At 60.9% G+C, this 13974-nt stretch carries 10 protein-coding genes; 6 read left to right on the top strand and 4 right to left on the bottom strand.

The genetic code is table 11. From position 1 onward, the window contains the following. Positions 1-247 precede the first annotated feature (247 nt). On the bottom strand, positions 248-2119 hold the full coding sequence (mnmG, locus tag ACYQ2I_RS04440; protein WP_460165788.1) for a tRNA uridine-5-carboxymethylaminomethyl(34) synthesis enzyme MnmG: 1872 nt from the start codon (positions 2117-2119) through the stop codon (positions 248-250). A gap of 201 nt (positions 2120-2320) precedes the next feature. Between mnmG and ACYQ2I_RS04435 the strand changes: the two genes are divergently transcribed. The 4 genes from ACYQ2I_RS04435 (at position 2321) to hemE (ending at position 7603) form a co-directional block, all read left to right on the top strand. Then, complete coding sequence (locus ACYQ2I_RS04435) at positions 2321-3292, top strand: GSU2086 family protein (protein ID WP_460165787.1); 972 nt, start codon at positions 2321-2323, stop codon at positions 3290-3292. A gap of 159 nt (positions 3293-3451) precedes the next feature. Beyond that, positions 3452-4816 carry a Gfo/Idh/MocA family protein gene (locus tag ACYQ2I_RS04430; protein WP_460165786.1) on the top strand — a complete coding sequence of 455 codons (1365 nt, stop codon included), beginning with the start codon at positions 3452-3454 and terminating at the stop codon, positions 4814-4816. A gap of 652 nt (positions 4817-5468) precedes the next feature. Further along, complete coding sequence (locus ACYQ2I_RS04425; protein WP_460165785.1) at positions 5469-6269, top strand: hypothetical protein; 801 nt, start codon at positions 5469-5471, stop codon at positions 6267-6269. Between the two features lie 260 nt (positions 6270-6529). Beyond that, positions 6530-7603, top strand: a complete 1074-nt coding sequence (gene hemE / locus ACYQ2I_RS04420; RefSeq protein WP_460165784.1) for a uroporphyrinogen decarboxylase — start codon at positions 6530-6532, stop codon at positions 7601-7603. A gap of 39 nt (positions 7604-7642) precedes the next feature. Here hemE and ACYQ2I_RS04415 read toward each other — a convergent pair whose 3' ends face one another. Both ACYQ2I_RS04415 and ACYQ2I_RS04410 read right to left on the bottom strand, forming a co-directional pair. Next, a complete protein-coding gene (locus tag ACYQ2I_RS04415) occupies positions 7643-8134 on the bottom strand; it encodes a hypothetical protein (protein ID WP_460165783.1) in 492 nt (163 codons plus the stop codon). Between the two features lie 50 nt (positions 8135-8184). Beyond that, on the bottom strand, positions 8185-11550 hold the full coding sequence (locus ACYQ2I_RS04410) for a Tex-like N-terminal domain-containing protein (RefSeq protein ID WP_460165782.1): 3366 nt from the start codon (positions 11548-11550) through the stop codon (positions 8185-8187). 501 nt (positions 11551-12051) lie between these two features. Between ACYQ2I_RS04410 and ACYQ2I_RS04405 the strand changes: the two genes are divergently transcribed. Together ACYQ2I_RS04405 and ACYQ2I_RS04400 are read left to right on the top strand one after the other, a co-directional pair. Next, positions 12052-12291: a hypothetical protein gene (locus ACYQ2I_RS04405; protein ID WP_460165781.1), complete on the top strand. Its 240-nt coding sequence runs from the start codon at positions 12052-12054 to the stop codon at positions 12289-12291. Positions 12292-12578: 287 nt separating this feature from the next. Then, positions 12579-13691, top strand: a complete 1113-nt coding sequence (locus tag ACYQ2I_RS04400; RefSeq protein WP_460165780.1) for an LOG family protein — start codon at positions 12579-12581, stop codon at positions 13689-13691. Positions 13692-13715: 24 nt separating this feature from the next. Here the strand turns inward: ACYQ2I_RS04400 and ACYQ2I_RS04395 are convergent, their stop codons facing one another. Then, the gene (locus ACYQ2I_RS04395; RefSeq protein ID WP_460165779.1) at positions 13716-13937 is read right to left on the bottom strand and encodes a CDGSH iron-sulfur domain-containing protein; all 222 of its coding nucleotides are present in this window, start codon (positions 13935-13937) and stop codon (positions 13716-13718) included. Between the last annotated feature and the right edge of the window lie 37 nt (positions 13938-13974).

The following is a 13974-nucleotide window of genomic DNA, read 5'->3' as shown; positions in this document are numbered from 1 at the left end:
CGAATGTATTCGGCGCATCCTCTTAAACACCTAGAAGTTACAACAAACACACCCCATTTGGGGACACACAAATTCAGTCCAAGCTACCTTTTTTGACAGGCTTTTCCGGTCCCCAAATCCGCCGAATCCCGCGATAGCACCCCAAAGGCACCATCCCCTGAAAATCTCGTAACTAACAGCGAAAACAACGCAGACCGCCCAACCACCGAAGTTCCTCAAGCCCCAAAGCGCCGAGCTCAACCTCCAGTCAAGCGACGGCGTCTCGCTCAGAAGCCTTTCGGCCGCCGGGCCTGCCTTTGCCCTCCAAGTAGACCGATAGAACGGCCAGGTCGGCAGGGGTGATGCCGGCGATGCGTCCCGCCTGATCGAAATCCCGCGGACGCACCCGCGATAGCTTCTCCTTCGCCTCCGCCCGAAGCTGCGGTACCGATGCATAATCGAGATCAATCGGTATCCGTTTCTTGGCCAGTCGCTGCGCTTTCGCGATGGCAGCGTCCTCGCGGGCCAAATAACCGGCGTACTTCAAATCGATCAACACTTGCTCGACCGCGTCGCGCGGGAACATTCCCAGTTCGGGATACGCTGTAACGGCGGCCTCCCAGTTCGCGTCGGGCCGGGCAAAATAGCCGGTCAGCGGCTTGCCCTCCCATCGGAGCGACTCGATCAAGCTCTTGAGCCGGGTGACGGCCTCCTGCTTGCGACGGAATCGTTCTCGCCGCTCTGCGTCGATCAAGCCCAGCTCGTCGGCCAACGGCGTCAGTCGAAAATCGGCATTGTCGTGCCGCAACCGCAGCCGGTATTCGGCACGGCTGGTGAACATGCGGTACGGCTCATCGACGCCGCGGGTCACCAAATCGTCGATCATCACACCGATATAGGCCTGGTCGCGGCGCAAAACGACCGGCTCCTTGCCCTGTACCAGCCGCGCCGCGTTCAGTCCGGCCATCAGGCCTTGGGCGGCGGCCTCTTCGTATCCGGTCGTGCCGTTGATTTGTCCAGCGAAGAACAACCCGGCGATGCGTTTCGTTTCCAGCGAAAGCCACAACTGGTCGGGCGGCAGATAGTCATATTCGATGGCGTATCCGTAACGTAAGACTTCCGCCCGCTCCAGCCCGGGAATCTCGCGGATCATCGCGTCTTGCACATCCCGCGGCAGGCTCGTCGACAAACCGTTGACGTACACTTCGAGCGTCCGCCGTCCCTCGGGCTCGAGATAGATTTGATGTCGCTCGCGGTCGGGAAACCGGACGATCTTCGTTTCGACCGAAGGGCAGTACCGCGGGCCGGTGTGCTTGATTTGCCCGGTGTACATCGGCGCCCGATGCAAATTCGCCCGAATGATCTCGTGAACTTTCGGATTCGTGTACGTGATCCAGCAGGCGATCTGCGGTTGCTCGATCCGCTCGGTCAAAAACGAAAAGGGCACCGGTTCGTCGTCACCCGGCTGTTCTTCGAGTTTCGCGTAGTCGATGGTTCGTGCATTCAGGCGGGCGGGCGTTCCGGTCTTGAAACGATCGACTCGAAAGCCCAACCGGCACAGTGCGAGACTGAGACCGCCGACGGCCTCTTCGCCGGCGCGTCCGCCCGGCATCGTCTTGTCGCCAAAATGAAGCACGCCCTGCATAAAAGTCCCGGTACAAAGCACGACTGCCTTAGCGCGGTAGATCGCGTCGCCGCGCACGGCGACCCCTTCGACGCGCGGCCGGTCGGCACCGGGCGAATCGGAAACCAGGATATCCTCAACGGTCTCTTGCCGGATCGTTAGATCGGCTTGCTGCTCGCAGCGGAACTTGACCTCGCGATGATATTCCACCTTGTCGGCCTGTGCGCGAGGACCGTGCATCGCCGGGCCCTTCCGCCGATTGAGCATTCGGAACTGAATGCCCGCCGCATCGATCGCCAACCCCATGCAACCGCCCGTCGCGTCGATCTCGCGGACGATCTGCCCTTTTGCGACACCGCCGATGGCCGGGTTGCAACTCATCTTCGCGATCGTGTCGAGATTCCCCGTCAACAGGGCCGTCGAAGCCCCCATGCGTGCGGCAGCCAACGCGGCTTCCACTCCGGCATGACCGGCACCTACGACGACTACATCGAATTCATACGTGTGCGTGCTCATACAAGATGATGATAGGAGAACGGGGAAATCGAGAAAAGTGAGGCAAACCGGCTCGCCATACACGCCCGGAGAGCCCGCGCGACGAAAAGCCGTCGAGAATTGATCTCGACCGCAACCGGTCATTCGGCACACAATGCGGAAATCCGACTGAGGAAGAAACGAACGACGACCTTACCGGGCCGTGAGCCCTCCGAGGCCGCCATGAGCCGTTATGCCCGATTCGATCCCCGGACCGTTCACCTGCGACCGATCGCCGAGCGAGGCCATGACCTGACGGCCGATCGATGTCTGCCGCTGGAACCGCATGACGCAATCGAATCGTCCGACTTTGCCGCGCTGGTCGACGCGATTCGGAAGGCGAACCGGCTGGGCCGCCCCGTGATTCTGTTCACCGGCGCCCACCCCATCAAACTGGGTTTGTCACGATACCTGATCGATCTGGTTCGCGCAGGATGCATCACCCACGTGGCAACCAACGGGGCGGGCATGATTCACGACTTCGAGCTGGCGACCATCGGCGGTACGAGCGAAAGCGTCGCCCGCTGGATTCGTGTGGGACAGTTCGGCCTGTGGCAAGAAACCGGCCGGTTGAACGCAATCGTCCGATCGGCCGCCGAGCGGGACGAGGGACTGGGCGAGGCCGTCGGCCGCACGATTTGCGACATGCGAAACGACGTACCGCACTTCGAATTGAGTCTGGCCGCGGCGTGTTACGAATCCGACGTTCCCATGACCGTGCACGTGGGCATCGGTTGCGATATCGTCCACGCCCATCCCGACTGTGACGGTGCCGCGTTGGGGCAAGCTTCGTATACCGACTTCTTGATCTTCGCCCACTCCGTTTCCCAATTGGAAGGCGGGGTATTCCTGAACCTCGGAACGGCCGTCATGGGGCCCGAGGTGTACCTGAAGGCCCTGTCGATGGCGCGAAACGTCGCCCGGCGACACGGTGAATCGATCGCCAAGTTCACCACCGCCGTCTTCGACTTGGCCCCCCTGCCCGACGATTGGCGCAACGGCCCGCCGGACAAAGACCATCCGCAATATTATTATCGGCCCTGGAAGACGATCCTCGTCCGTACGGTGGCCGACGGCGGAACGAGCTATTACTTCCGACTCGATCACCGGGACTCGGTACGGGCCTTGTGGACGCGTCTCGTTCACAAGGGATAACCCCCTCTGAGGAGGGTGGCGTGTGCGGTCGGGCGACAATTCTCTATTTAGTGGTGGTGTGCGGCACCGCTTCCATAGGCGGCGCATCCCTTTTCCCATTCGGTTCCCCGATTCGGCTTTGGTCCGACATCTTCGACGACTCGACAAGGGAGGTACTCGATGATTTCACGACGCGTTTCCCGACGTTCCGTAGTCAAGGCTCTCGCAGCAACGGCGTTCGGTACACCGTTGATCTGGCAGCGGCGATCGGCCTTGGGCATGGATGCAAACAGCCGTCCCGTGTTTGCCGCGATCGGCGTGGGCGGCGAAGGCAGTTTCGCCCGCGGCGGCAAGATCGCCCAAAACGCCGCAGCATTCGCCGACATCGTGGCGGTCTGCGACGTCGATCGTCGCCATGCCGAAGCCTTCAGCGCCAAGTTCGGCGGCAAGCTGCGCATTTACAACGACTACCGCGAGTTGCTCGACAAAGAAAAGCTCGACTTGGTCACGATCGGAACGCCGGATCACTGGCATGTCCCCATCTCGGTCGCCGCCCTCAAGGCGGGCCTCCACGTGTACTGCGAAAAGCCGTTGACCCTGACGATCGAAGAAGGACAAATCATCGGTCGCGTGGTCAAAGAAACCGGCAAGGTGTTCCAGGTGGGCACCCAGCAGCGAAGCGAGTGTGCTTCTCGTTTCTTGCAGGCCGTCGTGATCGCCAAGAGCGGTCGTTTGGGTAAGAACCTGCACGCGTACGTCGGCATCGGCGGCGGGCCCGAGGGCGGCCCGTTCCCGACCGCCCAAGTGCCCGAGTATTTCGACTGGAACATGTGGCTCGGACCGGCTCCCAAGCGGGAATACACGATCGAACGCACGCACAAAACGTTCCGGTGGTGGTTGGAGTACTCCGGCGGAAAGATGACCGACTGGGGAGCCCACCACATCGACATCGCCCAATGGGCGCTGGGAGTCGATCATACCGGGCCGATCGAAATCGAAGGGACGGGCAATTTTCCGTCCTATATCCCCGAAAACTACGACGTTCAGGCGTTCCTGGCCGGCGAGCTCGAATTGCCCAACGGGTACAACACGGCCACCACTTTCGATGTTACGCTGAAGTACGCCAACGGAGCCACATTGAACGTACAACCCAGCGCCAAAGGCGACGGCGGCAACGGCATTCTGATCGAAGGCGAACGCGGACGCATCTTCGTAAACCGGGGACGACTGTCGGGTAAGCCCGTCGAAGAACTGACCGAGGCCGATTGGAAGTCGATCAACGAAGAAGTCATCAAACTCTACAAGGGCAAAGAACCCGGCAACCACATGAAGAACTTCTTTGACTGCATCGCCGACGGGTCGGTGCCGATCTCCGATGTTTGGACGCATCATCGCACGATGACCTCGTGCCACATGTGCAACCTGACGTTGCTTTTGCGGCGCAAACTTCGCTGGGATCCCGACAAGGAAGAATTCATCGGCGACGAACAGGCCAACGCACTGCGCAGTCGACCGCGCCGCAAAGGATTCGAACTGGAGGCGTAAGCGCCGCTCGACACGACGCCCGCGACACGTATCGTCTGATTGTTTTGTTTTCGAATACCCGTCTGACACGCGGGAACGCCTCTCGATCCAATTCGGGAGGCGTTTTCGCTGCGCGGCTTCATTTCACTTGCCGTCGGCGTCCCGACACCTCACGAGCATTGCCCGCACAAACCAGGCAAAGTTTGACGGTCACCCAAGACAGAAAAGCCCCCTCTCTCGTCGGCGTACCCGCAAAGTTTGCCGCGCTTACCCTTGCTTCGCAACACGCACAACCCCGACGATCGTTTAAGTAAATCTTTTGCTGGAAAACACTTACGGCGACTCAAGGGGCTTTCGTGACCCTGCCGATACGAACCGTGAGCCTTGCGAATTTCAGGAGGCGCAAGGGTGGAATGGTTTTCGTCGGTCGGTGCAAGATTCGCGGACACCACGGAGGGTCCGCTACCGTCGGCGAGGTCGATTGTCGGGGCTGGCGGCGAGGGAAACTTCCCCCTGCGACCCCCACCGATTCCCAGTCGGTTCTAACCCATGGGAGAACCCACTGACCGATACGGATTGCGTCGCGCAACGGCCGTGTGCGGTGCGGGTTGGAGGCCGACAGGTGTAGGAAGGTCACGTTGCCCCAGTTCACAACGAGAGGAGAGTTGGCTCTATGAAGACGAAAGTGTTGTTGGGAGCGTTGGTTGCCGGCTTGATGGTCTGCGGCCAAACGTACGCCCTCGACCTGTTCGGGGGCATGAAGAAGTGCACGGCCTGTGAGCAGCCCGCCTGCGAACCGGCCTGCGAAGCATGCGAACCGGCGTGCGAACCCGTTTGCGAACCCTGCAAACGCTGCGACCTGTTCGCGGGATTGAAGGGCCTGTTCGAATGCAAGAAGTGCGTTGCCGCGTGCGAAGCGTGCGAGCCGGCCTGCGAGCCCGCTTGCGAAGAACCGGTTTGTGAGCCCGCTTGTGAGCCCGCTTGCGGCGGCTGCGACCTGTGCTCCAGGCAACCCGTTCGGACGTTGGTCCGCAAGGTCAAAGCAGCCGTCACGCCGTGCGGTTGCTCGGCTTGTGAACCGGCCTGCGAAGCATGCGAACCGGCCTGCGAGCCCGCTTGCGAAGAACCGGCATGTGAGCCCGCTTGCGGCGGCTGCGGCGGCTGCGACCTGTGCTGCAAGCAACCTGTCCGCAACTTGCTGCGGAACGTGCGGGACAAGCTGCTGGTCAAGCCGTGCGGTTGCTCGGCTTGTGAGCCGGCTTGTGAACCGGCCTGCGAGCCCGCTTGCGACGTGTGCGATCCTTGCCAAGTGAAGTGCCGTCCGGTCCTCAAGATCTTGGACGACCTGTTCGGCTGCAAGAAATGCCGTGCCTGCTCGGCCTGCGAACCGGCTTGCGAGCCCGCCTGCGGTGCTCCGGTCGAAAGCGGTGAACCGGCTCCCTTGCCTGCCGCAGCTCCCGCGCCCCAAGCGTGAGAGTAACCGTCGCCGTCACCGAGTGAGCGGCATAAACCCTGGGAACATGATTCCCGATCGGGTGACATGAGTACGAAGGAAAACGACAGCCGCTCGGCGGGTCCCCTGTTCCGCCGAGCGGTCTTTTTTTCGTGGGACGGCCGACATCCTTGACCGTGGTCGGCTTCGCCTTCTACCATGAATTCGCCCGCTCGGTGTTTGCGTTCCGCCTCGCGCACCTGTGGTCGAATGCTATCCCGTTCGCTTACGAGGACGCCCCGATGCCCGAAACCAACTCGCCGACCGCGCCCGCCTGGCAACAAAGTCGTTTCATGAAGGCGGCACGCGGCGAACCGGTCGATCGCATTCCTGTGTGGCTCATGCGCCAAGCCGGGCGCTACATGCCCGAGTACCGGGCCATCCGGGAAAAGGTCTCCTTCCTCGATCTGTGCCGCAATCCTCAACTGTGCGCCGAAGTCATGATCACGGCAGTCGAGCGACTCGGAGTCGATGCGGCCATCTTGTTCGCCGACCTGCTGCCGATCCTCGACTGCATGGGCTTGCCGCTGCGATTTACCCCCGGCGACGGGCCGATTTTGGAAAGCCCCGTTCGCATGCCGGAAGACGTCGAGCGCATCCGCGAACTCGACGATCTCGAACCGCTTTCCTTCGTGTTCGAAGCCGTTGTCGCCACGCGCAAGGCGCTCAACGATTCACTGCCTTTGATCGGATTTGCCGGGGCGCCGTTCACGTTGGCCGGCTACGCCGTCGAAGGACGCGGCAGCCGTGATTTTGCCGAAACGCGGCGGTTTATGCGTACGCATGAATCGGCCTGGCACGATCTGATGGGGCGGTTGAGCCGGGCCGTGAGCCGGTACTTGGTGGCCCAAATCGAAGCGGGCGTCCAAGCCGTTCAGTTGTTCGACAGTTGGGTCGGGTGCTTGTCGCCTGCCGACTATCGGCGATTCGTGCTCCCGCACACGCAAGCCGTGTTCGCCGCGTTGCCGAAGCATGTGCCCGCGATCCATTTCGGCACAGGAAATCCGGCTCTGATTCCTCTGATGGCCGAGGCGGGCGGAAGCATCATCGGGGTCGATTGGCGCGTGGACATCGCCGATGCTTGGGCCGCTGTCGGTGAAGAGAAAGGCATTCAAGGCAACCTTGATCCGACGGTGCTTCTGGGGCCGGTTTCCGAAATCGAACGCCAAGCCGAGTCGATCTTGCGACGAACGCAAGGCCGGTGCGGTCACATCTTCAACTTGGGTCACGGCGTCCTACCCGATACCCCGGTCGAACATGCCGTGGCGTTGGTCGACTTCGTCCATGCCTGGGATCCGCACCAACTTCCCGACTGAGGGCTCGTATCGACCGCGTGAGAGATCGCCGCAAGATCATCAGTTTTGTGCGGCGTACTGTTCAGCGAACTCGATCGCCCAACGGTCGATGGCCTCGTGAAAGCCGGAGATATCGACATCCGGCAGCTCTTGGTAATGCGATCGATTGAAGAATTCGCGGTTCCGCACGGTCGCCTTGGCCGAAAGCTCGAGAATGTAATATTCGGAAATCGGCCGGACGACCATCTCCAAGCGGCTGAAAAAATTCGCGTGGACGTTTTCCCGTCGTCCGCCGCGGTCGTCGCGACTGATCGCCGCTCCCCATCCGCGATCGGACAGAATCGTTTCGTACCGGAAGCCGGGAAAGTGATCTTGGAGTTCTTTCAGGCAACGCTCGATGTGCTCGGTCAATTCGATGCGATACTTCGTGTGCAACGAGCGCAATTCCTGCTCGGTCATCCGACGCCGTGCTTCTTCCTCGGCGAGTCGTTCGCTGCGCCGTCGTCCCCGCCGAATCGCTTGTTCCAACCGTTCTTTGAATTCGTCGCTCATCGTCTCATCGAAGTATCATGGTGTTCCGCGTCGTACACGGCCGCCGGCGGTCAGTTTTCCTTCTCCGGTGGGGCGCCGGGCGAGCCGGTTTGTCCTTGGTCCCCCCGGCCCTCCTTTTCGTCCGTCGGGTTTTCGGCAGCTGTCGAATCCGATTCGGTCGACGATTGCGACGCAGGCGGCGTCGCTTGCGCCGGCTGTCCTCCGTCTTTCTTCCCCTTTTTCTTTTTTCGTTTCTTGCTCTCCTTGCCGTCGGATGCCGCTTGCGGCACGATTCCTTTGACCGCTGCGTACTGGAGCAGATCGGAGAAGCTCCGCAGCGGTTCTTTCCCCTCGATCATCTCGGAGCTGATCGGTTTTACCGGCTTGGGAGGTGTTCGCCGTCGACCATGGTGTTCGCGTCGCCGTTCGCCGCCCTTGCCGCCTCGACGATCCTCGCGACGTTTGCTGCGTCCCTGCTCGCGAGAAGTCTTCTTGTCGTCGCGCCGCTCCCGAGGTTCGGAACGCTTCTTTTGTTGCGTCCCCGGCGGGATCATCGTCAACGACACACGACGACGTTCCTTGTCGACACCGATCACCCACACGCGAACGATGTCGCCGACCGACACCACCTCGTGCGGATCGCGAATGTACCGGTTCGCCAGTTGACTGACGTGCACCAGGCCGCTGTCGTGCATCCCGATGTCGATGAACGCCCCGAAGTCGACCACGTTCAACACCGTCCCGCTGAGTTCCATGCCGACTTCAAGGTCCTCAAGCTTCAGGACGCCCTCTTTGAATGCAGGACGAGGAATGTCTTCCCGCGGATCGCGACCGGGACGCATGAACTGCTGGAGAATGTCGCGGACGGTCAGCTTACCGGCGCCGAGTTCCTCGGCCAACTGATCCACATCGATCTCGCGGATCTTGCTCTCCAATAACTCGGCCTTGTCGCCGCGGATGATCTCTTCGGCGGTGATTCCCAGTTTTTCCATCAGCCGCTCGGCCAATGGATAGCTTTCGGGATGAATCCAGGTCGCGTCGAGCGGATTGTCACCATTGATTTTCAAAAAGCCGGCGGCCTGGACGAACGTCGTTTCGCCGATCCCCGGCACGTTCCGCAGTTGTTCGCGATTCCGGAAGGGGCCGTTCGCTCGACGGTATTCGTACACACGCCGGGCCGTCAATTGATTCAGTCCCGACACGTATCGCAAGAGTGCGGGACTGGCCGTGTTCACATCGACACCGACGTAGTTCACGCACGACTCGACGACGGCATCGAGTGATTCACGAAGGTGTTTGGCCTTCACATCGTGCTGGTACAATCCCACGCCGATGTTGCCGGGATCGATTTTCACCAGTTCGCTCAGCGGGTCGAGCAACCGCCGCCCGATGGAAACCGCCCCGCGGACGGACGCGTCGAACTCGGGCAGCTCTTCACGGCCCAAGGGGCTTGTCGAGTAGACGCTGGCGCCCGCTTCGTTGACGATAGCGTACGCGAGCCCGCGACCGGCCAGCTCGTTCTCCAGCAACTCGGCGATGAACAACTCGGTTTCGCGGCACCCCGTACCGTTGCCGATGGCGATGATCGAAAGATGGTAACGCTCGACCAAGGCGATGATCTTCTCCTTGGCCTGTTCGCGTTTTTCCGCCTTGCCGATCAACGAAATCACGCCGACGTCGAGCACGTTGCCGAATTGATCCAAGGCAGCCAGTTTGCATCCGCTGCGGTACCCGGGATCGATCGCCAACACGCGGCGATCGCGCACCGGCGGCTGCAACAACAGCTTGCGAAGATTCTTCGCGAAAACGTCGACGGCGTGCGACTCGGCTCGGTCGGTCAAATCGCGGCGTGCCTCGCGTTCCAAACTGGGATAGATCAATCGCGAAAGCGCATCGCGGGCACAACCTTTCAGGAATTCGGCATGCGGATGATCTTTGGGCACGCATTCTTCTTCGGCCACGGCGATCATGGCCTCGGTGTCGGCCTCGATTCGCACGCGCAAAACCTTCGATCGCTCGCCGCGATTGATCGCCAGGACGCGATGCGGCGGAATCTTGCGGATCGCCTCGTGGTAATCGAAGTAGTCGGCGAAAGCCTTGACCTTGCGTTCTTCTTTTTTCTTCTTCTTACGTTCCTTGGCACGCTTGCGAGCTTCCGCCTTCGACAACTTCTGCTGCTTCGGTGCGGTCTTCGGCTCGGATGCCGACGGCGCCGAAGTCGGCTGCTCTGCCGCCTCGCCGACTTCCGTCGCTTGGGACGTTTCCGTAAGAGAAGATTCGGAGTCGCTCTTCGTCTGGTCCGCGCTCGCGGCGTCGTCCACCGATCGGGTAGTTTCTTCCTCGGGCGGGGGCGTTTCGCTTCCCGTTCGAGACCCGTCGGTACTCTGTGGAACGATCGGTTCGAAGCCTTCTTCAGCGGGCTCGTCCGCCGATTCGTCGGGAGGCATCTCGGCCGATACGGTGGTATCGTCCTCCGGTGAATCCCCGTCGTCGGCGTCGTCGTTTGTTGCCGGATCGGCCGCCGTAGGCGCCTCACCCGCGGCCAACGCGTCGGCTTCGGTGGCCGTCGTTTCCTTCGGCTCGGAACCTGCCTCGCTCGGTGCGGTCGGCTGGGCTTGATCGATCGCCTCCGCCGACTCGGCATCGTCCGTCGTCTTGTCCGAGACTACGGCGTCGGTCTCCGATTCGGGCGATGCGTCGCTTGCCGTTTTCGCCGAAGACGGCTCTACCGCCTTGCTTTCCGTCGCTGCCGATTCCGAGGAGTCGTGTTCTGCTGTCTTCGTCGCCGCAGCGGTGGATTTGGCATTCTCCGAAGGCGAAGGCGTCTCATCGCCGCCGATGCGCGTGCTGTGCAATACGCCGGTGCGTTCCAAGATTTCCCGCAGCTTTTCCCGCAGCTCGATGCGTTCCGAAAACTGCTCGGCGATGATGTGTCCGGCGCCCAACAAGGCCTCGGCGGCGGTATTCACTCCCTTGTCGGGATTGACGTAGTCGGCGGCGCGAGCGTCCAGATCGGCGGCGGCGGGGTCGGCTTCGAGAATCTCGCGGGCAAGGTGATCCAGGCCGCGGTTCCGAGCTTGCGCGGCAAGTGTTTGCTTGCGCGGCTTGTACGGCAGATAGAGATCTTCCAGTCGCTTGAGAGAACCGGCGGCACGAATCCGCTTGGCCAGGCTCTCGGTGAGTTTGCCCTGCGATTCGATGGATCGCAGGATCGTCTTCTTTCGTTCGGCAAGCTGCCGCAGCTTGATCAATCGCTTTTGAATGCGGCGGATCTGTTCCTCGTCGAGTCCGCCGGTTTGATCCTTTCGATACCTCGTGATGAAGGGGACGGTGTTCCCCGCATCGAGAAGATCGACGACGGCCTGGGCCTGTTTCGAGGAAATCCCCAGTCCGCGAATCAACTGCCGCATGGTAATCGTGACTTCGGTATTGCTCATGGCGTCATCACACGGCCGACCGGCCAAAACGCGCTCTCGTTACCACTACCCCAGCTACCGCGGACACTCGAACGGGTTGTTCGCCGTCCACGCCTGCCAAAGGGACGCATTGTATGCTAGCCGTCGCGGGCGATCGCGGAAACGATCCCCCACACCTCGATCAGCGTCGAACGAGCCGCGCTCACCTCCTGTTTCTTTCACGTCATCTTCGAAACGATCCACGAAAACGGAGAGTTTGCACTCGCTCGGCGGTTTTCTGCAAGAGGAATCCCCGCCGCGAGGCAGGCCCTCCGTTTGTACCGCACCCGACAGAATCAGTACAGAGTCGATTCTCCGGAAAACCTGCATTTTCCGTGAAATTGCTCAAAGTCACAACAGGGCACCCGCCGATAAGAGACGACGGGAAGCAATCGAAGTCATACGGCGAACATGTCGGCGTCAGGGATCGACGCCGAGTCGCCGTACCGTCCAACGATCATTCGGCAGGGAAGCGAGGACGCTATGGCCGCACGACTACGCGTCTATTACGGTCCCCAAGAGGAATGCGATACGGCTTCGGTCGTTGCTGAAACGTCTCCCTCGGTGAAAGTCACGCTCCAAGAGATTCTTCCGTTACTCATGGATGCCGTGCGAGCCAACCGAACTTGGCTCGACGACTTCGCCAAGGAAGAAATCACCGTGTCGCTCGACCTCTACGAAGTTTTACTGGCTTACCAACATTACCGCCGTCCTTCGGCCTGATCGGCAATGCCGTAATCGGCACGGCGAATCGAGAAACCTCGCACGCAAACGGACCTCGGTACGACCGCAGGCCGTTTGCGTTTTTTTGTTCCGCCCGCAACGTTCGACGATTTCATTTCCCCTTCCTTGCCCCCGCTCTCCCCCTCGCATAACACGGCAAATTCGCCTCGCATCGAGGAAATATCGTATGCTTGCACTGGGGAACAACATAGGGACATTGCGCGCTTTAGAAAACCTTTTCCCGTATTTGGTTTTCGCGGTGCGCCGACCGAATGAGAAGCGAATCCATGGCACGTTCGAGCGACAACCGCGACACTTCCCCCTCTTCCGGGGAAATCCGCCTCGATGTAAGAACGGTCCGCCGTCCGCGTCGTCCCCCTCAAGAGGAAATCAACGCCCTAGTCAGCCGCATTCGCGAGGCGGCCGACAAGCTTGCTACCGACGGGGCCGGACGAGGCGACCTCAAGCTGATCAACCGCACGTTGCGTGAGCTGCGCACGGCGTTCAAGGTGTTTCGCCGGTATCGTTGGTGCCGGAAAGTGGCGATCTTCGGATCCGCACGTACCCAGCCGCACGAACCGACCTACCGGCTGGCGGCCGAATTCGGCCGTCTGATCGCCGAGGCCGGCTGGATGGTCGTCACCGGCGCGGCCGGCGGCATCATGGAGGCGGGACACGCAGGTGCCGGTCGCGAGGCGTCGATGGGCCTCAACATCATGCTCCCTTTCGAGCAGGCCGACAACCCCGTCATCGCCGGCGATCCCAAGCTCGTTCACATGAAGTATTTCTTCACGCGCAAGCTCATGTTCGTGAAAGAAAGTCATGCCGTGTGCCTACTGCCGGGCGGTTTCGGTACGCTCGATGAAGGAATCGAAGTCCTCACTTTGCTTCAGACGGGCAAACGCGATCCGATCCCGGTCGTCCTACTCGACGAACCCGAGGGAACGTACTGGCGCGATTTCGAAAAGCTGCTGGTCGATCAACTATTGGCCCGCGGCATGATCGACGAAGACGACCTCGCCCTATACCGGCGCTGCACTTCGGCGCAATCGGCCGCCCACGAAATCCTGCACTTCTATCGCAATTTCCACAGCATCCGCTACGTGCGTCATCATTTGGTGATGCGTCTGCGAGAACCGCCGACCGCAGAAACCCTCGAAGAAATCAACGAGACATTTCGCGATCTGTTGCGTTCAGGCCGTTTCCGCGTGGGTCCGCCGCTGGCGGAAGAAGCCGACGAACCGGAACTGTGCGAATTGCCTCGCCTGGTCTTCCACTTCAATCGCCGCAATTATGGTCGACTGCGCAGACTGATCGACCTACTCAACGACCGCTGTACGCTGGACCTGCCCGACGGCTCGTCGGCACCGTCGCCGGTCGTCCGCGAAAAGAAGAGCTGACCGGCGACATCGGTGCTCGATGAATCAGGCGTCGGTTTGGAACGACGCGCGATCGTCGGCTTGGAAGCCGCATTCTTTGTGTGCCCCGTCGCAAAAAGGACGATTCTTGGCCGCCCCGCAGCGGCACAAGGCGATCGGCTTATCGCTGCTTTCGATGAATACGTTCCCATCCACGTCGACCACCTTGACCGGCCCCTGCACGACGAATGGGCCGTTCGGACGCACGATTATCGTCACTTGCGACATCGATTTCGACTCCTCGAACCTCGACAAACGAAAAAGC

This window comes from Thermostilla marina (assembly GCF_054657455.1).
This window is presented reverse-complemented; position numbering and strand designations above follow the sequence as displayed.

Bases quoted from the DNA above. Each gene is read 5' to 3' on its own strand.
- mnmG (WP_460165788.1), bottom strand. From the start codon at position 2,119: ATGAGCACGCACACGTATGAATTCGATGTAGTCGTCGTAGGTGCCGGT.
- ACYQ2I_RS04435 (WP_460165787.1), top strand. From the start codon at position 2,321: ATGAGCCGTTATGCCCGATTCGATCCCCGGACCGTTCACCTGCGACCG.
- ACYQ2I_RS04430 (WP_460165786.1), top strand. From the start codon at position 3,452: ATGATTTCACGACGCGTTTCCCGACGTTCCGTAGTCAAGGCTCTCGCA.
- ACYQ2I_RS04425 (WP_460165785.1), top strand. From the start codon at position 5,469: ATGAAGACGAAAGTGTTGTTGGGAGCGTTGGTTGCCGGCTTGATGGTC.
- hemE (WP_460165784.1), top strand. From the start codon at position 6,530: ATGCCCGAAACCAACTCGCCGACCGCGCCCGCCTGGCAACAAAGTCGT.
- ACYQ2I_RS04415 (WP_460165783.1), bottom strand. From the start codon at position 8,134: ATGAGCGACGAATTCAAAGAACGGTTGGAACAAGCGATTCGGCGGGGA.
- ACYQ2I_RS04410 (WP_460165782.1), bottom strand. From the start codon at position 11,550: ATGAGCAATACCGAAGTCACGATTACCATGCGGCAGTTGATTCGCGGA.
- ACYQ2I_RS04405 (WP_460165781.1), top strand. From the start codon at position 12,052: ATGGCCGCACGACTACGCGTCTATTACGGTCCCCAAGAGGAATGCGAT.
- ACYQ2I_RS04400 (WP_460165780.1), top strand. From the start codon at position 12,579: ATGGCACGTTCGAGCGACAACCGCGACACTTCCCCCTCTTCCGGGGAA.
- ACYQ2I_RS04395 (WP_460165779.1), bottom strand. From the start codon at position 13,937: ATGTCGCAAGTGACGATAATCGTGCGTCCGAACGGCCCATTCGTCGTG.